The sequence below is a fragment of the Streptomyces sp. NPDC027672 genome, from assembly GCF_055566335.1.
This window is the reverse complement of record NZ_JBVHSO010000003.1, coordinates 329,290-352,320: the sequence shown is the minus strand read 5'-3', so window position 1 is coordinate 352,320 and position 23,031 is coordinate 329,290. Positions and strand designations below refer to the sequence as shown.

Genomic DNA, 23,031 nt, shown 5'->3' with positions numbered 1-23,031 from the left:
CCCCGGGCGGCGCGTCCCTCAAACGACGGCAGCTCGCTACGAGCGTCCGGCGAGTCAGGCCGTGGGCCTCTCGATCAGGCGCTCGCTCAGTTCCCACAGGCGTCGGGCGGACCGGGGGTCGATGGAGTGGGGTACGACGTCGACCGGGACCTCGGTGTCGGGATCGGTGAGGTCGACGGGCCGCGGGTCCTCGTCCAGCGGTGAGATGTCGCTGTTGTTGAGGTAGACGCCGCCGATGTCGGCGAGCAGGGGGCTGGTGGCCGCGAACACGATGGTCGCGGCGCCCTGCTCCGGCGTCTTCTTCCCCCGGTCCGGGTCGATGACCGGCTCACCGGATGCGTCGATGAGGCCCATGGCCCGCTGTGCCTCCTCGCCCACCGACCTGTTGAAGGCCGTGGCGGGCACGATGCCCGGGTGCGGAGCGTAGGCACGGATCCCGTCGGCGGCCCAGCGACGGTCCAGCTCGACCGTGAACAGCACATTGGCGGTCTTGGACTGAGGGTAGGCGAGGCCGGGGTCGTACCGGCCGGTGGTGAAATGCGGGTCGTCCCACAGGATGTCGGACACGCGCTGGGCGCCCGACGTGGTGGTGACGACCCGGGCGCCGCCGGCTGCGCGCAGTGCGGGGTACAGGCCCAGCGTCAGCTGGAAGTGGCCGAGGTGGTTGGCCGCGAACTGCGCCTCGTAGCCGCGCGCGTCGCGCACGATCCCGCCCAGGCCCGGGAAGCCCGCGTTGTTGATCAGGATGTGGAGCGGCCGGCCGGAGTCGAGGTAGCGGGCGACGAAGGCGTCGATCGAATGCGGTTCGAGCAGGTCCAGTTGACGGACCTCGACGTCCCCGATTCCGGAGACCGCCTGCTCGGCGCGGTCGGTGTCGCGGGAGCCGATGGTGACCCGTGCGCCGGCCTTGGCCAGCGCGCGGGTGGCCACCAGTCCGAGCCCGGAGTGCCCGCCGGTGATGATGACGTTCTTGCCGGTGAGGTCGATGCCCTCCAGGACGTCGTCGACCGTCGACGCGGGAGTGAAGCCGGAACCGATGGGGTGCTGAGCATGCGTGGTGCTTGGTGTCATGCCTCCAGCCTGGGCCGCGGTGCGCGGATTCTGAATGCTTGTCGATCCGCGTTTCCTTCGCGACAGTACGGAGGTGGACAGAGATCAGCTCTCCGAGGTGTTCGACCTCATCGAGGTCCGCGGTGTGCTCTCCGGCGGGTTCGCGGCACGCGGCCGGTGGGTCTCGCGCGGGACGCTCGGGACCCCGTTGAAGTTCTTCGCCGTGGTGCGTGGTGGTGCGCGGCTGACCACGGACGGCATCGACGCGCCGGTCGAACTCGGGCCGGGGGACGTCGCCGTGCTGAACAACCGGACGTGGCTGGAGCTCGAAGGCGGCACCGGCGACGCGCCGCCCCGCGAGATCCTGCCCGAGGAGAACGACCCCTCGGCCGATCTCCTCGGGGTCGGCTTCGGCACCGCCGACGTCGTGGTCGGTGGCCGGGTGGAGCTCAACCCGACCGGTCAGGCACTGCTGCAACAGGCGCTCCCACCGGTCGGACACGTCCGGGGATCGGCCGCCACCGCGCAGCACCTGCGCGGCACCGTCCACCGGCTGTTCGACGAGGTGAGCACACGCCGGATCGGCGCGGAGTTCGCGATCCGCCAGCACGTGCAGCTCCTGGTGCTGGAGATGGTCCGCGCCTACGCCCGCCAGGCGGAACTGCCCCCGGGCTGGCTGCGGGTGCTGACCGACGAGCGGTTGCGCCCGGCGCTCGCGCTCATGCACGCCGACCCCGGGAAGCCGTGGGGCCTGGAGGAGCTGGCCCGCGCCGCGGCGATGTCACGCACCTCGTTCGCCGAACGCTTCCGGACCGTGGCGGGTGTCCCGCCCTTGGCCTACCTCGGCCGCTGGCGGATGCTGCTCGCGCAGCAGGCGCTGCGCGACGGCGACGTCCGGGTCGGCGCCCTCGCCTCGGAGCTGGGATACACCTCCGAGAGCGCGTTCAGCACCGCGTTCAAACGCCAGGTCGGACTGTCGCCCCTGCGCTATCGGCAGCGCCTACGCACGCAAGAACCCGGAGGTCAGCGACGTACCGGGTCGTAGGGGTGCCTCGGACGCCTGCTCGGACCGTGACATCACCGCGCTGGACGAGGTCGCCCTCGCATACCCGTGCGCGGCTCGCCTGACGCGTGCCCGCGCGTGACGGGACGCGGTGCGGTGCGGTGCGATGTCAGGCCGATCCGAGGCGGCGGTTCACCGAGGCGGTGAGGCGTGCGCGCCATGACGAGGTGTCTGCGGCGTGCCGGAGCCGGGGTCCCTGGTCACCGTGGGCCCGGTCGTCCGGATCGGCCCAGTCCGGCGGCATGTCCCCGTCCACCAGGAACTCCAGCACCACCGGGCCCCTGGCCGCCAGTGCCTCCTCCCAGGCGAGCGCCACGTCCGCCGGGCGGACACAGCGGACGGCGGGGAGGCCCAGCAGTTCGGTGTAGCCCGCGTAGGACACCGCGGGCACCTCGCCGGTGGCCGGGATGCGGGGGTCTCCCGCGTCCCGCCGCCGCTGCCAGGTGAGCCGGCTGAGGTCCTCGTTGTTGAGGACGCAGAAGATCACCGGGGGCAGGCCGGCGAGGCGTTCGATGTGCCGTCGCACGGTGATCAGCTCGTTCATGCCGCCCGCTTGCAGGGCCCCGTCACCGACCAGGGCGATCACCGGGCGGTCGGGGCAGGCCAGCCGGGCGGCGACCGCGTAGGGGACGGCCGCTCCGGGCAGGGCGAGGCGTCTGGAGAGGAGGGCGCGCATTCCGGCGCGCAGCCGCAGGTGCCGGGTCCACCAGTCCAGGGCCGAGCCCGTGTCGGTGACGACGATCGCGTGGTCCGGCAGCCGTGCGGACAGTTCGGCGACCACGGAGCGAGGGCTGACGGCCATACCGAAGAAGCGTCGCGCCTTCGCCTGTCCCTCGGCGCGCCACTGCGCCACCGCGTCCTCGACCGCGTCCCGCCACCGGCGGTCGGACCGGCGGTTCAGCAGGGGCAGCAGCGCCTCCAGCGCCAGGGCGACATCGCCCGTCACCTGAACGGCGGAAAGCGCGTCCGCGTCGACGGGACACGCGCCCGAGTCCACGTCGAGGGTGACGACGCGGCGCTGCGGGCCGGAGCCGGGCAGCAGACCGGTGTCGAAGTCGTGCGCCCCGACGAGGAGCAGGGTGTCGCAGTCGCGGACCAGGGAGGCCGCGGGCGCGCTGCCGAACGAGGCGGCCACGCCCGCCACGTACGGCAGGTCGTCCGGAAGGACGTCGCGGCCCGAGGGCGTCTTGGCGACACCCGCGCCGAGCCGTTCGGCCACTTCGGTGATGCGGTCGGCGGCACCGGCCGCGTCCGGTCCGACGACCACGGCGGCTCTGCGGCCGGCGTTCAGGACGCCGGCCGCGCGCCGCACCTGTTCGTCCGGCGGCCGCACCGGTGGGCGCACACGGAGAGGTGACGAGGTGGCCTCCGCACCGCGCGGCTCCGACGGCGCCTCGGCCTTCAGGACAGGACGGGAGACAATCAGGGTGGCCACCCCCCGGCCGCCGAGCGCGGCGCGCAGCGCGCGGTCCAGGGCGTCACCGATCAGGGCCGGATCGGTCACCCGCTCGGAGTACTCCGACACCTGGGCGAAGAGGTGGGCAGCCGAAACGGTGCGTCGCTGACGGCCGGCGCCGGGAGGTACCGGTTCCTCGCCGACCAGGGCCACCACGGGCTGGCGGTCGAGTGCCGCGTCGTACAGACCGCTGAGCAGGCGCAGCGCGCCGGGTCCGGGCGGGGCGAGGCAGCAGCCCGCGCGTCCGGTGAGCTTGGCGTGCGCGCATGCCATGAGAGCGGCCGATTCCTCGTGCCGTACCTGGATGAACTCGGGGGCCCGCCGCCCGCCGCCCAGTACGGCGACCAGGGGGTCCACGTCCGGTCCTGGCGTACCGAACACCCGGTCCACGCCCCAGGCCCGCAGCCGCGCCGCGACGTATGCGGAGACACTGGTCACGCGCACCTCCAGCTCTCGGGGGCCGTCGATGCCGCTCCGGGTAGCCAGGGGGCCGCCCCGGCAAACGGGCGGCCGCTCCCCGAGCACTCCGCCCGGCCCCGGACGCCGCTTCGGCCGCGCGCCACCGGGGCTCCCGTGCGAGGCTCGGAACGAGTGGTGGGCGATCAGACACGGCGGGCAGTCCGCGGAGCCGGGCGGCGGAAAGGGCGACACACCGTGGCGGTGTCTCACGAGGACGAGTCGGCCCCGTCGCCGGCCTGGGGCGAACGTGTGGTGACCGCGCTCGACAAGCGGCTGCCGGTCTCCTCCGCCGGCCGGGTGTTCCTGCGCAAGGCGTTCCCGGACCACTGGTCGTTCCTGCTCGGCGAGATCGCGCTGTACTGCCTCGTCGTGCTCGTCGTCACCGGCGTCTTCCTGACCTTCTTCTTCCATCCCGGCATGACCGAGCGCCCGTACACCGGCTCGTACCTGCCGCTGCGGGGCGTGCGGACGTCGGAGGCGTACGCCTCCGTGCTGGACATCAGTTTCGACGTGCGCGGCGGTCTGCTGATCCGGCAGATCCACCACTGGGCGGCACTGGTCTTCGTCGCCGCGATCGGTGTCCACCTGCTGCGGATCTTCTTCACCGGGGCCTTCAGGCGGCCCCGTGAGGTGAACTGGACGATCGGCGTGACGCTGTTCCTGCTGGCCCTGCTGGAGGGGTTCTGCGGGTACTCGCTCCCCGACGACCTGCTGTCGGGCACCGGCCTGCGCACGACCCAGGGCATCATGCTGTCGATCCCGGTCGTCGGCACCTACCTGGCGTTCCTCGTCTTCGGCGGCCAGTTCCCCGGGCACGAGATCATCCCGCGCATGTACGTGGCGCACATCCTGCTGCTGCCCGGACTGCTGCTGGCCCTGGTCGTGGTCCACCTGGGCTTCGTCGTCTACCACAAGCACACCCACTGGGCCGCGCCCGGCCGCACCAACCGCAACGTGGCCGGCAAGCCCTTCGTCCCGCAGTACACCGCCAAGTCCGTCGGCCTGTTCTTCGTCGTGGCCGGGGTCCTCACCCTGATGGCGGCCCTGATGCAGATCAACCCGGTGTGGAGCTTCGGTCCCTACCGGGCCGACCAGGTGTCCATCGACGCCCAGCCCGACTGGTACGTGGGCTTCCTGGAGGGCGCGCTGCGGCTGATGCCCGGCGTGGAGACGGACCTCGCCGGACACACCATCGTGTGGGACGTCTTCCTGCCCGCCGTGGTCCTGCCCACCCTGCTGTTCGTGGTCCTCTACAGCTATCCGTTCTTCGAACGGTGGGTCACCGGGCCCGGGCCCGAGCAGCACCTGTGCGACCGGCCGCGCGACCAGCCCACGCGCGCCGGCCTGGGCGCGGCCGCCGTCTCCGCCTACGCGGTGCTGCTCCTGGCCGGCGGCCAGGACGTGTTCACCCATGTGTTCAAGGTGCCGTTGGAAGTCCTGACCTACGGCTTCCGCACGGCGCTGTTCGTGCTGCCCCTGGTCGCCTACCACGCCACGAAACGCGCGTGCCTGGGACTCCAGGCGGCCGACCGCCGGCGGCTGCTGCACGGACGGGCGGCCGGGGAGGTACGCCGGAACGCGGACGGCGGGTACCAGGAGGCGCGGACACTGCTGCCCGCGGCCGAGACGTACCGCATCGTCGTGCGCGACGAGCCGCGTCCCCTGGCGCACGGCACCGAGGTGTGGCGCTGGTTCCGCAGGCACCGCGTCCGCAACGCGCTGAGCCGCTGGTACTTCGGCGAGCGGGTCGGGCTGCCCGTCACCGCGCGGCAGCGACAGCAGATCGACGTCGTACGGGCCGCGCCGGGCGAGGCCCGCGAGGCCGACGACACATGAGCGAGGAGGTCCGGTCATGACGGACGACACCGGGGCACGGGCGGCCGCAACGGACGGGAACCTGCTGTCCGGCCCGCAGCCGGAGGTGGCGCGCGCCGCCGGGTATCCCGAAGCGCCGCCGCGCCTGGGCTTCTTCACGGACACCTCCGTGTGCATCGGCTGCAAGGCGTGCGAGGTCGCGTGCAAGGAGTGGAACGCGATCCCCGAGGACGGCCTGGAACTGACCGGCATGTCCTACGACAACACCCAGGGCCTCGGCGCCGACACCTGGCGGCACGTGGCCTTCATCGAGCAGCGCAAGCCGCTGGGCGGCCAGGAACCCGGCGTCTCCCACGACCACGTAGACGTGTTCGCCGCCGCCCGCGGCCTGGGCACCTCCCCGTCCTCGCCCGGTCCGGGCGCCACCGCGCCCGCGCCCTCCGGCGCGCGGGCACCCGCCGGGGCGCCGGCCGGGCAGGTCTCGCCCCTCGCGCCCGACGGACGCACCGAACTGCGCTGGCTGATGTCCTCGGACGTCTGCAAGCACTGCACCCACGCCGCGTGCCTCGACGTGTGCCCCACCGGCTCGCTGTTCCGCACCGAGTTCGGCACGGTCGTCGTCCAGGAGGACATCTGCAACGGCTGCGGCTACTGCGTACCCGCCTGTCCGTACGGCGTCATCGACCAGCGTCCCGACGACGGCCGGGTGTGGAAGTGCACGCTGTGCTACGACCGGCTCGGCGTCGGCATGGAACCCGCCTGCGCCAAGGCGTGTCCGACCGACTCCATCCAGTTCGGCCCGCTGGACGAGCTGCGGGAACGTGCCGCCGCCCGGGTCGCCCGGCTGCACGCGGCCGGGGTCACGGACGCGCGTCTGTACGGCGAGGACCCGGCGGACGGCGTCGGCGGGGACGGCGCGTTCTTCCTGCTGCTCGACGAACCGGAGGTGTACGGGCTGCCGCCCGACCCGGTGGTGACCACCCGTGATCTGCCCGCCATGTGGCGGCACGCCGCCGCGGCCGCGGCCGCGCTCGCCGTCCTGGCGGCCGCCGGTTTCGCCAGGAGGCCGCGATGAGCGAGTCCGACGTCACCCGTGACGGGGTGGAGGGCGCCCGCCCCGGACGCGACGCCCTGACGGGCAGCCGGGCCGGGCGGCGCCGGCGACGCCGCGGCCGGGGCGAGCGCGCGATGGTGCCCGCCGCCGCGTTCTCCTCGTACTACGGCAAGCCGGTCCTGAACAAGCCGACATGGAAGGCCCTGGACATCGCGGGCTACCTGTACCTCGGAGGTCTGGCCGGCGGGTCGTCGCTGCTGGCCGCGGGGGCGCACGTCACCGGCCGTCCCGCACTGGCCCGGACGGCGAAGTGCGGGGCGGCGGGCGGCATCACGCTCTCGCTGGCCGCCCTGGTGCACGACCTCGGCCGCCCCGCCCGGTTCCTCAACATGCTCCGCGTGTTCAAGCCCACCTCCCCGATGAGCGTCGGATCGTGGCTGCTGACGGGTTACGCGCCGCTCACGATGGCCGCCGTGGCCGCCGACGTCACCGGCCGCTGCCGCCTGGCGGGTGCCGCCGCCACGGCGTCCGCCGCCGTGCTGGGCACGGCCGTCGCCACCTATACCGCCGTGCTGGTCTGCGACACCGCCGTGCCGTCCTGGCACGAGGGGTACCGGGAGATGCCGTTCGTCTTCGCCGGCTCCGGGGCCACCGCCGCGGCCGGCCTCGCCCTGGTGGGCGTACCGGTGCGGGAGACGGGGCCCGCGCGCCGGACGGCCGTTCTCGGGGCCGTGCTCGAACTCGGCTCGTTCCAGGTGATGAAGCGGCACATGGGCCTGGCGGCGGAGCCGTTCGAGAAGGGCAGGCCGCACGGGCTGCTGCGCGCCGCCGAGGTGCTCACGGCCGGGGGCGCGGCGCTGGCCGCCCTGGGGGCCGGACGCAGCCGGCCGGTCGCCGCCGTGGCGGGTGCCGCCCTGCTCGCCGGTTCCGCGGCGCTCCGGTTCGGCGTCTTCCACGCCGGGGTGGTCTCGGCCGAGGATCCCAAGTACACGGTGCTGCCGCAGCGGGAGCGCCTGGAGGCCCGGGAGCGGGCCGCACTGCCCGACAGCACTCCCCCGGCCCCGTGAGCCGGCCCGCCGCGGCGCCGAGCCGCCGGGCGGTGGGCGTCCCGTCGGCCGAGGACCGGGGCCCGGGCGGAACCGTCCTCAGGCAGGCGGAGCACCGCCCGGCACCGGCAGGGGCCGGCCGTCCGCAGCCCCGGCCAGCCGCTCCTCCCGGGTGACCCACGTCCAGGTCAGCACGGCGGCCGTGACACTCAACGGCAGCATCGCGACGATCATGGCGATGCCCTCGGCCGCGTGCCCGGCGGCGATGGTCCCGAGCACGGGCAGGTCGAGCAGCGGCGCCGTCAGGAACAGGTACAGGCACCGGCCCGGGGCGCTGAGCCGGTGCCGGGTGCGGGCCACGACGGGCACCCAGAACAGCACCGCGCCCGCCAGCAGGACCGGTTCCGTCACGAACGGCCCGGCCGGGGGCGCGAGGCCCACGAGGCCGCCGAGGACCGCCCAGGCGTGCAGCAGCACCAGCAGCGGCATGCCCACGCCCGGCGGCAGACTCACCCGTTCCCACAGCGGCGACCGGCGGGCGAGCCAGAGGGCGCCCGGCACCACCGCGGCCAGGGCGAAGCCGGACCAGGCCATCGCGGCCACGGACGACAGCGGGGCCGTGTGCGCCGAGTGGTCCATCGCGGTTCACTCCTCCCGGGCCGTGGTGCCCCGCACGAAGAGGGCCAGCGCCACGGCCAGCAGCGGTACGGCGAGGGCCAGCAGCCACAGCCCGTACACGAAGACCAGCGCGGTCAGCACGCAGCCGAGCGCGGCGGGCAGCGCGGCACCGGCGCCCCGGTCCGGCAGCCGGTACCGGACGTGCTGCTCGGGTCCGGCGCGGGAGGACACGAGCACGAGCAGGGCGGCCAGTTCCAGCCCGGCCACGGACGCGCCCCACAGCCAGTACGTCAGCGCGCTCTCGCCGTACAGCACCAGCACCGCCAGCAGGACGGCGTTGAGCCCGCCCCAGCCGGCCACGACCAGGAAGGCCGGATGGCGCTTCACGGCCGGCTCCCGTCGCCGGCGGCTTCCTCCTGCCGGCGCTGCCGCAGGTCCAGCAGGGGCGCGAAGCTGGGGATGGGCGGGACCGGGTGACCGGGGCCGAAGTTGTACCGGGGCGGCGGGGAGGTGGTGGCCCACTCCAGGGTGTGGGCGCCCCAGGGGTCGTCCGGCGCCGGTTCGGCACGGCCGCGGCCCCGTTGCCGCAGGGTCCACAGGACGTTCACGACGAAGACCACCGTGGCCGCGGCGAGGAAGGCCGCGCCGATGCTGGAGAGCAGGTTGAGCAGGCCGAAGCCGTCGAAGGCGGCGTAGGTCCACACGCGGCGCGGCATCCCCTCGTAGCCGAGGGCGAACATGGGCAGGAAGGTGAGGTTGGTGCCGAGGACGAGCAGCCAGAAGTGCAGGCGTCCGCCGCGGTCGCTCAGCATCACGCCGCTGACCTTCGGGAACCAGAAGTAGACCGCGGCGAACAGGCCGAACGCGCTGCCGGCGAACAGCACGTAGTGCAGGTGGGCCACGACGAAGTAGCTGTCGGTGACGTGGTAGTCGATGACCGGGGTGCCGACCATGATGCCGGTGAGTCCGCCGATGAGGAACTGCGGAACGAAGGCGAGGGCGAACAGCATCGGGGGCCGGAAGCGCAGCCGGCCGCCGGCGATGGTGCCCAGCATGCCGAAGTACTCCACACCGGCGGGCACCAGCAGCAGGATCGACGTCAGCGAGTAGTAGTCGTTGGCGGCCTGGCCGGTGGCGAACATGTGGTGGCCCCAGACGCTCATGGACAGCGCGGCGAAGACCAGCAGGGACAGCACGGTGCCGCGGTAGCCGAAGAAGCGGCGCCCGGAGAAGACGGCCAGCACCTCGGCCACGGCGGCCAGGTACGGGAAGAACATCACGTACACCACGGGGTGGCCGTAGAACCAGAACAGGTGCTGGTAGCCGATGTTCCAGGCGTTGGAGGCGAACAGACCCGGGTCCGCGCGGCCCACGGCGAGCACGACGAGCGCGGCGAGCAGGGCGGGGAACGCGCCGATCACCATCAGGCAGGTCGCGGTCATCGACCAGGCGAACACCGGCATGCGCAGCATCGTCATCCCGTGCGTACGCTTGCGCAGCACCGTCCACAGCACGGCCCAGCCCATGAGGATCGTGCCGGTGACCGCGAGGAACACCCCGACGATCCACAGGTCCGAGCCGATGCCGGGCGAGTGGACGCTGTCCGCCATCGGGGGGTAGGAGAACCAGCCGTCGGCGTGCGCTCCGTTCGGCGTCGCGAAACCCGCCAGCATGACAATCGCACCGAACACGTAGAGCCAATAACCCAGAAGGGTGAGCTTCGGCAGGGCGATGCCGGGCGCGCCGATCTGCAACGGCACCAGGTACACGCCCATGCCGAGGGCGAACGGGGTGAGCACCATGTAGATCATGCCGGAGCCGTGGACGGTGAACAGTTGGTTGTAGGTGTCCACGCCCACCAGTTCCTGTTCGGGCCGGGCCAGTTGGGCGCGCATGATCAGCGCCAGGATGCCCACGAGGACGAACAGCACCAGCGAGGTGCCGATGGTGAGCAGTCCGATCCGCTTGTGGTCGGTGCTGGTCACCCAGCCCAACCAGCCGCCCGGCGCCACGGGCCCGCCCGCCCCGGCCTCCTCGGTGGCGGGCGGCGCCGACGTCACGCCGCCGCTCCCTGGCCGCCGCCGTGCAGCCACGTGTCGTACTCCCCCGGCGACACCGCCTTGAGCCAGAAGTGCATCGCGTAGTGCCGGTGCCCGCAGAACTCGGCGCACTTGCCCATCCAGCGGCCCTCCCGGTTCATGGTGAGGGTGAAGGTGTTGGTGTGGTCGGGGAAGGCGTCCATCTTGTACCGCAGGTCCGGCACCCACAGAGAGTGGATGACGTCCCTCGCCGTCAGGTTCAGCCGGACGGGACGTCCGGTCGGCACCACCAGGGTCGGCAGGTCGTCGCCCCGGCAGGTTCCCGAGACGCTGCGCCGCTCGGCGGTCTGGGGGTAGCGGAACGTCCAGCACCACTGGAATCCGGTGACGTCGACGCGTACCGCGGGGCGCTCGGCCGACTGGTGCTCACGGTGGTTCTGCCAGGCCGTCCACGCCACCAGGAACACGGCGAAGGCACCCAGCACGGCGACGTAGTACGTCTCCAGGCGCGGGCGTTCGGCGCGCTGCGAGGGGTCCACCGGCCGGCCGGCCCGCCGCCGGAGCACCGCGTAGCCGAACACCGCCAGCACCGCGAGGAACACCACGCTCGCGATGACCGTCTCCAGCGCGAACACCTGGCCGAAGATGTGCCGCTGTCTCACCGTGCCGTCCTTCCCTCCTGGACGGCCGCGCCGGGTCGATCCGGTCCGTCCGGACGTGTCAGCCCGGCCGCTGGGAGGAGACCCGCGCCAGCCGCCCGCTCACTCCGGCCCTCGGGCCGGGACCGGGGCCATGCGGACATTACGGGCAGGCCGGACGGTCCGCGAGCGGACACACCGCAGGACGAAGCGCACCCCTGCCTGCCCGCCTCCTCCGCCGCGCACCCCGCCCGCGAGTGGTTCGGATCCGTCGTGCCCTCGCTCGGCACGACCGGCACCGGCGTCAGGCACGCGGCGAGCAGCCGGAGCCGTGAGCCGGCCGCTTCCGGCGCCGGCGCGCGGTCGCCGGCCGGGACGAGGAGGTTCACCGTTCCGGGTGCCGTTTCGCGTATGCCGTGGCGTGCACCGAGCGTCGGCGGCGGCGTGGCTGCTTGGGTGAAGGACGACAACGCACGGTCAGTGAGTCACGTCCGGAGGAGACACCATGTCGCAGATCGCCGAAGCGCCGCCTGCGGGTCTCGTGCCCGAGCACTGGGACGCCGTGGTGCGTGAGGTGGTCCAGCCGCTCGCCGAGGAGGTCGACCGCGCCGGCGCCTTCCCGCGGACCGGTGTCCGCACCCTGGCGGAGGCGGGGGTGCTCGGTCTGCTCAGCTCCCCCGCGCACGGCGGAGCGGGCGGGGACCTGCGGCAGGCCGCGGCGGTCGTCGGCAGGCTGGCGGGGGTCTGCGGGTCCACGGCCATGGTGGTGCTGATGCACTACGCGGCCGTGACCGTCATCGAGGCCCACGGCGACGACGAGGTCCGGCGCGCGATCGCGACGGGACACCACCTGACCACGCTCGCGTTCTCCGAGCACGGCTCGCGCAGCCACTTCTGGGCCCCCGTCGGCACCGCCGTCCCCGACGGCGCGGGAGCCGTACGGCTGGACGCCCGCAAGTCGTGGGTCACCTCGGCCGGCGAGGCGGACAGCTACGTGTGGTCGAGCAGGCCGCTGGACGCGGCGGCGGGCGGCATGAGCCTGTGGCTGCTGCCCGCCGGCAGCCCGGGACTGGAGGTCCGCGGTGACTACGACGGGTTCGGACTGCGCGGCAACGCCTCCAGCCCGGTCACCGCGGAGGGCGTACGGGTGCCGCGCCGGGCCGCGCTCGGCCCCGACGGCGAGGGCCTGGCCATCGCCCTCGGCGTGGCGCTGCCCTGCTTCCTGACGCTCAGCGCCGCCTTCTCCCTCGGGGTGGCGGACACGCTGCTGGAGATGACCGCGCGGCACCTGCGGGAGACCCGCCTGGAGCACCTGGGCGAGTCCCTGGCGCACCAGCCGGTGGCCCGGCGGGACTACGCGGCCCTGCGGCTGCGCGCCGACGCCGCCCGTGCTCTGCTCGACGACGCCCTCACCGCCGTGGAGACCGGGCGTTGCGACGCGATGCTGCAGGTGCTCCAGGTCAAGGCGCTCGCCGCGGAGACGGCGGCCGATACGGCGGACGGCGCGATGCGCCTGTGCGGCGGTTCGGCGTTCCGCCGGGAGCTGGGGGTGGAGCGCCGGTTCCGGGACGCGCTCGCGGCGCGGGTGATGGCACCGACCACCGAGGCGCTGTACGACTTCTGCGGCCGTGCCGGCCTCGGTCTGCCGCTGTTCGAGGAGGCGAAGTGAGCGGGATCGTGCTGGGGGCCGTCGCGTACGACCCGAAAGTGGTGACGATCTGGTCCGGCTTCCGGGAGTGGCTGCTCGGGCGGGGGCTGGACTTCGACTTCGTGCTCTACAGCCACTACGAACGGCAGGCCGAGGACCTGGCCGGCGGCCGGATCGACGTGGCCTGGCACTCGCCGCTGGCCTGGCTGCGCACCCGCCGGCTCGCCGCGGCGGCGGGCGTACGGGTCGAGCCGCTCGTCATGCGCGACACCGACCGGGACCTGACCTCGGTCGTCGTGGTGCGCGCGGACGGGCCGGTCCGCTCCGTGGCCGACCTCAAGGGCGAGACGGTGGCCGTCGGCGCGGTGGACTCCCCGCAGGCGACGCTGCTCCCGCTGCGGCACCTGCGCGAGCAGGGCCTGGTGGCGGGCGTCGACTTCGACGTCAGACGCCACGACGTCGGGGTCGGCCTGCACGGCGACCACGTCGGCGGGGAGCGGGAGGCGGCACGCGCCCTGATGGCGGGCGAGGCGGCGGCCGCCTGCGTCGTCGACTCCCATCACCTCCTGTTCGGCGAGGAGGGCGTCCTGCCGCCGGGCTCCACCCGCCTGCTGAGCCGGACCCCGCCCTACGACCACTGCGTCCTGGCGTCCGGACCCTCGCTCGGCGCGGCGCCGGCCCGCCGGCTGACGGAGTCGCTGCTGTCCATGTCCTACGCCGACCCGGAGGTGCGCCACCTGCTCGACCTGGAGGGGCTGACCCGGTGGCTGCCGGGGCGCGAGAGCGGTTACGCGCAGTTGTCCGCCGCCGTGGACGACACGGGTTTCTACGACGCCGGGGGCCGGGTCACCGCCGTCGGGTACCGGCCGTGACCTCGCACGGCACACCGCCCGGCGCGACGGCGGTCGACCTGGGCGACCTGCCGCTGGAAGGCGGTGCCCGGCTGCTGCTGCGCAGGGCCCTGGACCGGGTGCCCGCGGGCGGCGAGGTGGCGGTCGCCGGCCGCGACCCGGCACTCGTGGTCCACCTGACCGCGTGGTGCCGCCGCGAGGGGCACACCGTCCGTCCCGCGGAGCCCGGTGACGCCCCGGTCCGGGCCCGCGTCCGCCGGAGCGGCACCGCGGCGGCGCGCTGGGCGGGCGCCGAGCGCGCCGGCGGCCCCGGGCCCGGCCGGGCGGCCGGGCGGGCCGAGCCGCACTGGGGGCTGGCCGCGCGGGGCGCGCTGGTCGAGGCCGGCGGCCCCGAGGTGTTCTTCCCCGTCACCGACCGGGACGTGGTCTGGAGCGACCTGGCGCCGCGGCTGTACCGGCAGGCCACCGCCGCCCAGTGGGACCCGTGGACCGCGGTGCCCTGGGACGCGCCCTTCACCCTGCCGGACGAGGTGGAGGCCGCCGTCGTACAGGTGATGACGTACCTCGTCGAGAACGAACAGGCCGCCCTGGTCGTACCCGCCCGGCTGCTCGTCCAGGTGCATCCCCACTTCCGCGAGGTGCTGCAACTGCTCGCCGTGCAGGCCGCCGACGAGGCCCGGCACGTGGAGGTCTTCACCCGGCGGGCCCTGCTCAGGGGCGACGTCATGGGCACCTCCTCGGTGGGCGGACGGGCCTCCCTGACGACCCTGCTCGCCGAACCGGACTTCTCCCTCGCCTCCTTCCTGCTGTCGGTGCTCGGGGAAGGCAGCTTCCTCAGCCTGCTGGCGTTCCTGGAACGGCACGCTCCCGATCCGGTGACCCGGCGGATCAGTCATCTGGTGCGGCAGGACGAGGGCCGGCACGTCGCCTTCGGGGTGGGCCACCTGGAGCACCGCGCGAAGACCGATCCCCGGCTGCGCGGCCGGCTGCGGGCCGCCGTCGAACGCCGCCACGACGCGCTCGCCGGCACCGCCGGGCTCAATCAGGACGTGTCCGACGCGCTGGTCCTGCTGGCCGCCGGATCGTGGGCTCCCGAGGCGATCGCGGGCGGCTGGCAGGCGGTGCGGCGGTTGCGGGCGGACATGGACGAGGGCAGGCGCCACCGGCTGGCACGCCTGGGCTTCCCCGACGACGAGGCCGCCGAACTGTCCCTCCTCCACACCCGCAACTTCATGTGAGTGCGCGTCCGCACCCGGTCTGCCCACGGCTCCGCCGCCGGTGACGCCCGGATATGCCGGGCCGCGCGGTCGCGTCGCGGCTGACGCGGCACGGTGGGCCCGCGGCGTCCGGAGATGCCGAACGCGCGCGGTGGAGGCAGGATCTTCGAGAGGCACGGTGAGCACGTCGTCCCCGCGGCACCGGGAGACGGCCGGTGCCCTCGGTGCCGCTGCGGCCGGGGACCGGCGGACCGGGGAACCCACGGCGGCGTCGAGCACGACGGGAAAGGCGGACGTGATGGGGGTACGCACCTGGATCGACTCCTGGCCGGTCTACCGCCAGCTCACGGGGACGGATCCCCTGGGGCGCGGTGCCGCGGCCAAGAGCGGCACCAGCGCACGGCTCACCCCCCGCGTGGCGTCCGCGGACCGGGTCGTGAAGTCGGTCTGCCCCTACTGCGCGGTGGGCTGCGGCCAGAACGTCTACGTCGAGGACGACCGCGTCACCCAGATCGAGGGCGACCCCGACTCGCCGATCTCGCGCGGCCGGCTGTGCCCGAAGGGCGCGGCCAGCCTCCAGCTCACCACCGGCGGCGCCCGGGAACACCACGTCCTCTACCGCCGTCCGCACGGCACCGAGTGGGAGCGCTTGGAGCTGCACACGGCGATGGACATGATCGCCGACCGGGTGATCGCGGCCCGCCGCGCCGGCTGGCAGTGGGAGGTCGACCAGGCCCGCACCCGGCGCACCCTCGGCATCGCCAGCCTGGGCGGCGCCACGCTGGACAACGAGGAGAACTACCTGATCAAGAAGTTGTTCACCGCCCTGGGAGCGGTGCAGATCGAGAACCAGGCACGTATTTGACACTCCTCCACCGTTCCCAGTCTGGGAACCTCGTTCGGCCGCGGCGGCGCGACCACCTTCCAGCAGGACCTGCAGAACTCGGACTGCATCGTCATCCAGGGCTCGAACATGGCCGAGTGCCATCCGGTCGGGTTCCAGTGGGTGATGGAGGCCAAGGCCCGCGGCGCGAAGGTGATCCACGTCGATCCGCGGTTCACCCGCACGAGCGCGCTGGCCGACGTGCACGTGCCCTTGCGCGCTGGCTCGGACATCGCCTTCCTCGGCGGGATCGTCAACTACGTGCTGCGCAACGACAAGTACTTCCGTGACTACGTCGTCGCGTACACCAACGGGCCCGACATCCTGCGGGAGGACTACCGCGACACCGAAGACCTCGACGGCGTCTTCTCCGGCCTCGACCGCGACAGTCGCAGTTACGACAACAGCAGTTGGCAGTACGAGGGGACGGAGGTCCAGGCGGCGTCGGGCGAGCGCGACCAGGAGTACGAGGAGCGCACCGGGGGCGGCGCCTCGGTGGCGGACGCCGCGGGCGGCGAGTCCCACGGCTCCGGCGGTCCCGCCATCCCCGAGGGCGAGCCCGAGCGGGACGAGACGCTGACCCACCCGCGCTGCGTCTTCCAGGTGCTGAAGCGGCACTACGCGCGCTACACACCGGAGAGGGTGGAGCAGATCTGCGGGGTGCCGCAGGATCTCTTCCGGCAGGTGTGCGAGCTGGTCACGGAGAACTCCGGACGCGAGCGGACCACCGCGTTCGCCTACGCGGTCGGCTGGACGCAGCACACGGTGGGCGTGCAGTACATCCGTGCCGCCTGCATCCTGCAGAGCCTGCTGGGCAACATCGGACGGCCCGGCGGCGGCATCCTGGCCCTGCGCGGACACGCCTCCATCCAGGGCTCCACGGACATCCCCACCCTGTTCAACCTGCTGCCGGGCTACATCCCGATGCCGCACGCGCACCAGCAGGAGGACCTGGACTCCTTCGTGGCGGGCGAGGCGGCCCAGAAGGGCTACTGGGGCAACATGCGCGCCTACCTGGTCAGCCTGCTGAAGGCGTACTGGGGCGGGGCCGCCACCGCGGACAACGACTTCTGCTTCGACTACCTGCCGCGGCTGACGGGTTCGCACTCCACCTACGAGACGGTCATGGCCCAGTTGGAGGGCACCTGCAAGGGCTACTTCCTCATCGGCGAGAACCCCGCGGTCGGCTCCGCCAACGCCAAGATGCAGCGGCTCGGCATGGCCCGGCTGGACTGGCTCGTCGTACGGGACTTCTCCCTGATCGAGTCGGCCACCTGGTGGAAGGACGGCCCGGAAATCGAAACGGGCGAGCTGCGCACCGAGGACATCGGCACCGAGGTGTTCTTCCTGCCGGCCGCCGCGCACACGGAGAAGGACGGCAGCTTCACCAACACCCAGCGTCTGCTGCAATGGCACCACCAGGCGGTCCCACCGCCCGGCGAGGCCCGCAGCGACCTGTGGTTCACCTACCACCTGGGCAGGATCATCCGGGAGAAGCTCGCCGCGTCCACCGACGAGATGGACCGGCCGCTGCTGGACCTGACGTGGGACTACCCGACCAAGGGCGAACACGCCGAACCCGAGGCGGAAGCCGTCCTCGCCGAGATCAACGGTTACGACGCCGAGGGCAGTCCGCTGGCCTCGTACGAACAGCTCAACGCCGACGGCTCCACCGCGTGCGGCTGCTGGATCTACTGCGGGGTCTACACCGACGGCGTCAACCAGGCCGCCCGCCGCAGACCGGGCGAGGAGCAGAACTGGGTGGCCAACGAGTGGGGCTGGGCCTGGCCCGCCAACCGCCGCATCCTGTACAACCGGGCGTCGGCCGACCCCGAAGGCCGGCCCTGGAGCGCACGCAAGTCGTTGGTGTGGTGGGACGCGGACGAGGGGGTGTGGACCGGCCACGACATCCCGGACTTCAAGAAGGACAAGGCACCCGATCACGAACCCCCGCCGGACGCGACCGGCCCCGAGGCGCTGACCGGGACGGACGCCTTCATCATGCAGGCGGACGGCAAGGCATGGCTGTACGTCCCGTCCGGTCTCACCGACGGACCCCTGCCCACGCACTACGAGCCGCAGGACTCGCCGTTCCCGAACCTGCTCCACACCCAGCAGCGCAACCCCGTACGCCAGTTGCTGACCCCGCACCCCGACAACCGCTACCAGCCCAGCGGCCGGGAACCCGGCTCGCAGGTGTTCCCCTACGTCGCCACCACCTACCGGCTCACCGAGCACCACACCGCGGGCGGCATGTCCCGCTGGCAGCCGTACCTCGCCGAGCTCCAGCCGGAGTTCTTCTGCGAGGTCTCCCCCGAGCTGGCCGCCGAGCGCGGGCTGGAGCACACCGGCTGGGCGACGATCGTCACCGCCCGCGGCGTGGTGGAGGCCCGGGTGCTGGTCACCGACCGCATGACCCCGCTCACCGTGCAGGGCCGCCGGCTGCACCAGGTGGGCATGCCCTACCACTGGGGCCCGAACGGCTACAGCACGGGGGACGCGGCCAACGAACTGCTGCACATGTCCCTGGACCCCAACACGCACATCCAGGAGACCAAGGCGTTCGCCGTCGACATCCGGCCCGGGCGCCGGCCCCGGGGACCGGCCGCCACGGAACTCGTGCGGGCCTACCGGGCACGGGCCGGTATCGACGAGGACACCGGCACCGCACCCTGAGCGTGCGGGGGCGGGATCACCTGAGGACGAGAGAGTGCTCGCCCCGGGCCACCAGCTCCCCCACCACCGGTGCGCCCGGCACCTCTCCCGCCACCAGCAGACCGCCGGAGGTCTGGGCGTCCGCCAGCAGGAACCGGGTGTCGGCGTCGGTGCCGCCGAAGTCGGTGAACAGCGCCACCCACTCCAGGTTGCGCCGGGTGCCACCGCTGACGAACCCGTCCCGTACCGCCTCCCGCGCGCCGTCGAGGTACGGCACGGCGGCGGTGTCGATGACGGCCGTCACCTGCGAGGCCCGCGCCAGCTTGTACAGATGGCCGAGCAGGCCGAACCCGGTGATGTCGGTGGCGCAGACGGCGCCGGCCGCGAGAGCCGCCGCCGACGCGTCCCGGTTGAGTGCCGCCATCGTGGCCACCGCCTGCTCGAACCGCTCGCCGGTCACCTTGTGGCGGTTGTTGAGGACGCCCAGACCGAGCGGCTTGGTGAGCGACAGCGGCAGGCCCGGCCGGCCCGCGTCGTTGCGCAGCAGCCGAGCCGGGTCGGCCACCCCGGTGACGGCCATCCCGTACTTGGGTTCGGGGTCGTCCACGCTGTGCCCGCCGCCCACGTGACAGCCGGCCTCGGCGGCGATGTCCAGCCCGCCGCGCAGCACCTCGCGGGCTAGGTCCCACGGCAGCACCTCGCGCGGCCACGCCAGGAGGTTGACGGCGACGATCGGCCGGCCGCCCATCGCGTACACGTCCGACAGCGCGTTGGCCGCGGCGATGCGGCCCCAGTCGTAGGGGTCGTCCACGACCGGGGTGAAGAAGTCGGCGGTCGCCACCACGGCCTGGGCCGGGGCGCCGGCCGCGGCGGGCAGGGTGACGACGGCGGCGTCGTCACCGGTGTCCAGGCCGACGAGGAGCGTCGTGCCGGCCGCGGCCGGCTGGGGCCGCAGGAGGCCGCCGAGCACGTCCTCCAGCTCACCCGGCGGGATCTTGCAGGCGCAGCCTCCGCCGTGCGCGAACTGGGTGAGCCGTACGGGTGTCTCGCGGATGGTCGTCATGCCTGGCCCTTCCGAGGGGTCGGTTCGGTCGTCGGCGGGCTCCGGCGCCCCGGTGGCCCGGGCGGGCGAGGGAGGCGTGCGGGTGCCCGGTGGCCCTCCCGGTCCTCACGACCGGGGTTCCCGGGCCGGCGGGTTCGCTTCCCGTCCGCCTCCGCCTCCGCCTCCGCTTCCCGCGGTGTCCCGGCAGCGCCGGTGCCGGTCGTCCACGCGCTCGGTGTGTCCCCGCCGGTCCAGCAGTTCCAGCAGGGGCACGGCCACCCTGCGGGTGGTGTCGAGGGCGCGACGCGCCTCGCTCAGCGTGAACGGCTGGGGCAGGGAGCGCAGTACGGCGGCGGCGCGGTCGTCGGCGCCGGGCAGCAGCACGACGCCCTCGGCCACCCGGAGCAGCGCGCCGGCCGTGACGGCGGCCGCCAACGGCTTGCGGGTGAGCCCGAGTTCGGCCAGCCGGCCGGCCTCGGGCGCACGGAACGGCGTCCGGCGCAGCTCCTCCGCCAGGGCGTCGACGGCCCGCCGGACCGGCGGCGGCAGCGACGGCCGCGTCTCGCCGGTGCCGTACAGGCGCCCTTGGCGGTGGTGCAGTACGGCCGTGCCGGGTGTGTCGGCGAGGGCCTGGACGAGGGACCGGTCCGGCAGGCCGAGCAGGTGTCTGGCCGCTTCGGCGGGCAGGCCGGGGTCCAGCGGCTGCCGCTCCGCGTGCCGCGCCGCTTCGGCCGCCAGCCGTTCGCGCAGTACGGCCCAGTGCTCCGGGTCGGCGAGCCAGTCGCCGGTGACGGGCGGGCCGGGAGCGGCGACCCCCATGGCTTCCAGGTCCGGCCGGCGGACGAGCCGGCGTCGCCGCAGTTCGGCGGCGCCGTCCGGCCGGCCGGTCATGGCCGTCAGCTCGGCCGCCCTGGCGCGGGCCGCTCCGCGCCGCGTCAGCCGTGGCGGTGCCACGTCCAGCACGGTCAGACCGCACGGCGTGCGCCGTCCGCCCGGTTCGCGCAGGACGGCCCGGTCGCCGACCCGCAGCGGCAGCCCACGGGTCAGGGTCAGCCTCGCGGTGTCCTCGCCCAGCGGCCGGACGGTCACCGGCACCGCGGCGGTCCCGATGTGCAGGGTGACCGTCCGCGGCAGCTCCGCCGCCGGTGTTCCGTGCACCCGGACGTCGGTCACGGTGGCCGGCCGCCAGCGGCCGGGGGTGAGCAGCACCCCGCCCCGGCCGAGCGCGGTGCCGCCGTCGCCGTGGACGTTGGCCGCCACCCGTGCCACGCCGCTGACCGACGACCGTGCCTGGTGCAGGCACTGGAGTCCGCGTACCCGCAGCGCACCGGTGCCGTCGCCCGTCTCGAGCCGGTCGCCGACGCGCAGGGTGCCCGCCCCCAGGGTGCCGGTGACGACCGTGCCGTGGCCGCGCACGGTGAAGGCGCGGTCCAGCCACAGCCGTACGTCGGCGTCGGCCGGCGGGTCGGGCAACACGGCGCTCAGCCGGGCCAGTTCGCGGCGCAGCTCGTCGAGTCCCGTGCCCGTCACCGCGCTCACCGCGACGGACGGGACGGTGCCGAGGGAGGTGGCGGCCAGCCGCTCGACGGCGTCCGCGCGGACCGGTCCGGGGTCCGCCAGGTCGCTGCGGGTCACGGCGAGCACGGCGTGCCGGACCCCGAGCGCGTCCAGGATCTCCAGGTGTTCCTGGGACTGCCGCTGCCATCCCTGGTCGGCGGCGACCACGAAGAGCACGCCGGGCACCGGGCCGACGCCCGCCAGCATGGTGGAGACGAACCGCTCGTGGCCGGGCACGTCGACGAAGGCGAGGTGCCCGTCGCCGAGGCCGCTCGGGGAGTCCGGCTCCAGCCGGGTCCAGACGAAACCGAGGTCGAGCGTCAGGCCGCGGCGCCGCTCCTCCTCGTAGCGGTCGGGTTCCATGCCCGTCAGCGCGCGTACCAGGGCGGACTTGCCGTGGTCGACGTGCCCGGCGGTGGCCAGCACCCTCATCCGCCCCTACCTCTCCCCGAGCCGTACGGAGCACACGGCCGCGGCCAGCCGCCGGTCGTCCCCGGCTGGCACCGCCGCCAGGTCCAGCAGGCAGCGTCCCCCGTCCAGCCGTCCGACCACGGGAACGCGCCCCCCGCGCAGTGCGGCGCCGTACGGCTCCGGCAGGGACACGGCGGCGCTCGGCAGGGTCACACCGGGCGCTCCGCCCCCGCCCACGGTGGCCCGGCTCCCGACCGCCCGGGCGTCGATGCCGTCCGCCTGCAACGCGCCGGCCAGCCGTTCGGCGCGGTCGGACAGTTCTCCGGGGTCGGCGGCCAGCGCCCGTTCGGTCGGCGTCGGCGGACCCGTCAGCGTGGCCTCCAGCGCGGCCAAGGTCATTTTGTCGACCCGGAGGGCACGGGCGAGCGGATGCCGGGCCAGGGTGCGGACCAGGTCCTCCCGGCCGAGGACGAGTCCGCACTGGGGTCCGCCCAGCAGCTTGTCGCCGCTGGCGGTGACGAGCGCGGCGCCGGCCTCCAGCTCGGTCCGCGCGTCCGGTTCCTCGGGCAGCCGGGGGTGCGGGGCCGGCAGACCCGATCCGATGTCGGCGACCACCGGGACACCGAGCGGCGCCAGTTCGGCGACATCCGCGGCGCGGGTGAACCCGGTGACGCGGAAATTGGAGGGATGCACCTTGAGGATGAGGGCCGTCTCGGGGCCGATGGCCGTGGCGTAGTCCTCCGCGGTCGTCCGGTTGGTCGTGCCCACCTCGCGCAGCCGCGCCCCGGTGGAGACCAGGAGGTCCGGCAGCCGGAAGCCGTCCCCGATCTCCACCAGCTCGCCGCGGCTGACCAGGATCTCCTTCCGCGCGGCCAGCGCGGTGGCGGCGAGGACCAGAGCGGCTGCACCGTTGTTGACGACGTGCACCGCGGCGGCGGCCGGCACCCGGGCGCGGAGCGCGGCCAGCGCGGTACGGCCACGGCGGGCCCGTGCCCCGGTCTCCAGATCGAGTTCGACGTCGGTGGGACCGGCGGCTTCCTGTACCGCCCGCCGGGCGGCGGCGGACAGCGGCGCCCGGCCGAGATTGGTGTGGAGCAGCACCCCGGTGGCGTTGATCACCGGGTGCAGGCCGCTCGCCGTCCGCGGCAGGAGGGTGAGCGCCGCGTCCGTCACCTGTTCCGGCCGCAGGACGCCTTCCCTGGCCTGTTGCTGTGCCTGGCGGACCGCCGCTTTGACCCGCTCCGGCCCGAGCCGGTCCGCCGCGTCCCGCAGACGGGGCTCACGCAACAGCGCGTCGGTGCGTGGGATCCGTCGCCGCACGTCCGGTACGGCGCCCGCCTCCTCGCCCGCCGCGGCAGCACCGCCGGCGCCCCGTTCCGCGCTCCCGCCGCTCCGCTCGGCCGTACCCCGCTGTCCCACGCGTTCCCTCCGCTCCGGCCCGGCTCCCGCTGTCCGGGAACACGCATCGTTCCCCCAGCGGAGCCGGCGGGTTCCCGGGACACGCCGGGCGGAGGCGAGAGGGACGCGAC

At 74.0% G+C, this 23,031-nt stretch carries 17 protein-coding genes and 1 tRNA gene; 9 read left to right on the top strand and 9 right to left on the bottom strand.

Annotated elements, in window-relative coordinates:
* Window positions 1-54 precede the first annotated feature (54 nt).
* A complete protein-coding gene (locus ACZ4SV_RS09640; RefSeq protein ID WP_468002902.1) occupies window positions 55-1,071 on the bottom strand; it encodes an SDR family NAD(P)-dependent oxidoreductase in 1,017 nt (338 codons plus the stop codon).
* A 73-nt stretch (window positions 1,072-1,144) separates the two neighbouring features.
* Between ACZ4SV_RS09640 and ACZ4SV_RS09635 the strand changes: the two genes are divergently transcribed.
* Window positions 1,145-2,095: an AraC family transcriptional regulator gene (locus ACZ4SV_RS09635; RefSeq protein ID WP_468002900.1), complete on the top strand. Its 951-nt coding sequence runs from the start codon at window positions 1,145-1,147 to the stop codon at window positions 2,093-2,095.
* 127 nt (window positions 2,096-2,222) lie between these two features.
* On the opposite strand, the gene ACZ4SV_RS09630 is transcribed toward ACZ4SV_RS09635, so the two are convergent.
* Window positions 2,223-4,007, bottom strand: coding sequence for a thiamine pyrophosphate-binding protein (locus tag ACZ4SV_RS09630; RefSeq protein WP_468002898.1), 1,785 nt, complete (start codon window positions 4,005-4,007; stop codon window positions 2,223-2,225).
* Between the two features lie 222 nt (window positions 4,008-4,229).
* Between ACZ4SV_RS09630 and qcrB the strand changes: the two genes are divergently transcribed.
* The 3 genes from qcrB to nrfD are packed head-to-tail and all read left to right on the top strand — an operon-like array spanning window position 4,230 to window position 7,964.
* Window positions 4,230-5,864 (top strand): cytochrome bc1 complex cytochrome b subunit, encoded by a 1,635-nt coding sequence (gene qcrB / locus ACZ4SV_RS09625; protein WP_468003390.1) that lies wholly within the window; start codon window positions 4,230-4,232, stop codon window positions 5,862-5,864.
* Between the two features lie 16 nt (window positions 5,865-5,880).
* Window positions 5,881-6,918 carry a 4Fe-4S dicluster domain-containing protein gene (locus tag ACZ4SV_RS09620; protein WP_365942236.1) on the top strand — a complete coding sequence of 346 codons (1,038 nt, stop codon included), beginning with the start codon at window positions 5,881-5,883 and terminating at the stop codon, window positions 6,916-6,918.
* Window positions 6,915-7,964, top strand: a complete 1,050-nt coding sequence (nrfD, locus tag ACZ4SV_RS09615) for an NrfD/PsrC family molybdoenzyme membrane anchor subunit (RefSeq protein WP_468002895.1) — start codon at window positions 6,915-6,917, stop codon at window positions 7,962-7,964. Before ACZ4SV_RS09620 ends, nrfD begins: the two co-directional genes overlap by 4 nt.
* A 78-nt stretch (window positions 7,965-8,042) precedes the next feature.
* Here nrfD and ACZ4SV_RS09610 read toward each other — a convergent pair whose 3' ends face one another.
* Genes ACZ4SV_RS09610 through coxB form a run of 4 tightly spaced genes read right to left on the bottom strand, consistent with a single transcriptional unit; the run spans window position 8,043 to window position 11,262 of the window.
* A complete protein-coding gene (locus ACZ4SV_RS09610) occupies window positions 8,043-8,582 on the bottom strand; it encodes a hypothetical protein (RefSeq protein WP_468002893.1) in 540 nt (179 codons plus the stop codon).
* 6 nt (window positions 8,583-8,588) lie between these two features.
* Window positions 8,589-8,948, bottom strand: coding sequence for a hypothetical protein (locus ACZ4SV_RS09605; RefSeq protein ID WP_365882855.1), 360 nt, complete (start codon window positions 8,946-8,948; stop codon window positions 8,589-8,591).
* Window positions 8,945-10,621, bottom strand: coding sequence for a cytochrome c oxidase subunit I (locus tag ACZ4SV_RS09600; protein WP_468002891.1), 1,677 nt, complete (start codon window positions 10,619-10,621; stop codon window positions 8,945-8,947). Before ACZ4SV_RS09600 ends, ACZ4SV_RS09605 begins: the two co-directional genes overlap by 4 nt.
* Window positions 10,618-11,262, bottom strand: coding sequence for a cytochrome c oxidase subunit II (coxB, locus tag ACZ4SV_RS09595; RefSeq protein WP_468002889.1), 645 nt, complete (start codon window positions 11,260-11,262; stop codon window positions 10,618-10,620). Before coxB ends, ACZ4SV_RS09600 begins: the two co-directional genes overlap by 4 nt.
* A gap of 481 nt (window positions 11,263-11,743) precedes the next feature.
* Here coxB and ACZ4SV_RS09590 point away from each other — a divergent pair, with 481 nt between their 5' ends.
* The 4 genes from ACZ4SV_RS09590 (at window position 11,744) to fdh (ending at window position 18,513) form a co-directional block, all read left to right on the top strand.
* Complete coding sequence (locus ACZ4SV_RS09590; RefSeq protein ID WP_468002887.1) at window positions 11,744-12,907, top strand: acyl-CoA dehydrogenase family protein; 1,164 nt, start codon at window positions 11,744-11,746, stop codon at window positions 12,905-12,907.
* Window positions 12,904-13,758: a phosphate/phosphite/phosphonate ABC transporter substrate-binding protein gene (locus ACZ4SV_RS09585; protein WP_468002885.1), complete on the top strand. Its 855-nt coding sequence runs from the start codon at window positions 12,904-12,906 to the stop codon at window positions 13,756-13,758. The genes ACZ4SV_RS09590 and ACZ4SV_RS09585 overlap by 4 nt, the downstream gene beginning before the upstream one ends.
* Window positions 13,755-14,975 carry a ferritin-like domain-containing protein gene (locus tag ACZ4SV_RS09580; RefSeq protein WP_468002883.1) on the top strand — a complete coding sequence of 407 codons (1,221 nt, stop codon included), beginning with the start codon at window positions 13,755-13,757 and terminating at the stop codon, window positions 14,973-14,975. Before ACZ4SV_RS09585 ends, ACZ4SV_RS09580 begins: the two co-directional genes overlap by 4 nt.
* 277 nt (window positions 14,976-15,252) lie before the next feature.
* The gene (gene fdh / locus ACZ4SV_RS09575) at window positions 15,253-18,513 is read left to right on the top strand and encodes a formate dehydrogenase (protein ID WP_468002881.1); all 3,261 of its coding nucleotides are present in this window, start codon (window positions 15,253-15,255) and stop codon (window positions 18,511-18,513) included.
* 16 nt (window positions 18,514-18,529) lie between these two features.
* Here the strand turns inward: fdh and selD are convergent, their stop codons facing one another.
* Window positions 18,530-19,555, bottom strand: coding sequence for a selenide, water dikinase SelD (selD, locus tag ACZ4SV_RS09570; RefSeq protein WP_468002879.1), 1,026 nt, complete (start codon window positions 19,553-19,555; stop codon window positions 18,530-18,532).
* 70 nt (window positions 19,556-19,625) lie between these two features.
* Here selD and ACZ4SV_RS09565 point away from each other — a divergent pair.
* A tRNA-Sec gene (locus ACZ4SV_RS09565) sits at window positions 19,626-19,709 on the top strand.
* On the opposite strand, the gene ACZ4SV_RS09560 is transcribed toward ACZ4SV_RS09565, so the two are convergent.
* Window positions 19,661-21,523: a SelB domain-containing protein gene (locus tag ACZ4SV_RS09560; protein WP_468003388.1), complete on the bottom strand. Its 1,863-nt coding sequence runs from the start codon at window positions 21,521-21,523 to the stop codon at window positions 19,661-19,663. The genes ACZ4SV_RS09565 and ACZ4SV_RS09560 overlap by 49 nt on opposite strands.
* Window positions 21,524-21,529: 6 nt before the next feature.
* Window positions 21,530-22,822 (bottom strand): L-seryl-tRNA(Sec) selenium transferase, encoded by a 1,293-nt coding sequence (gene selA, locus ACZ4SV_RS09555; RefSeq protein ID WP_468003386.1) that lies wholly within the window; start codon window positions 22,820-22,822, stop codon window positions 21,530-21,532.
* Between the last annotated feature and the right edge of the window lie 209 nt (window positions 22,823-23,031).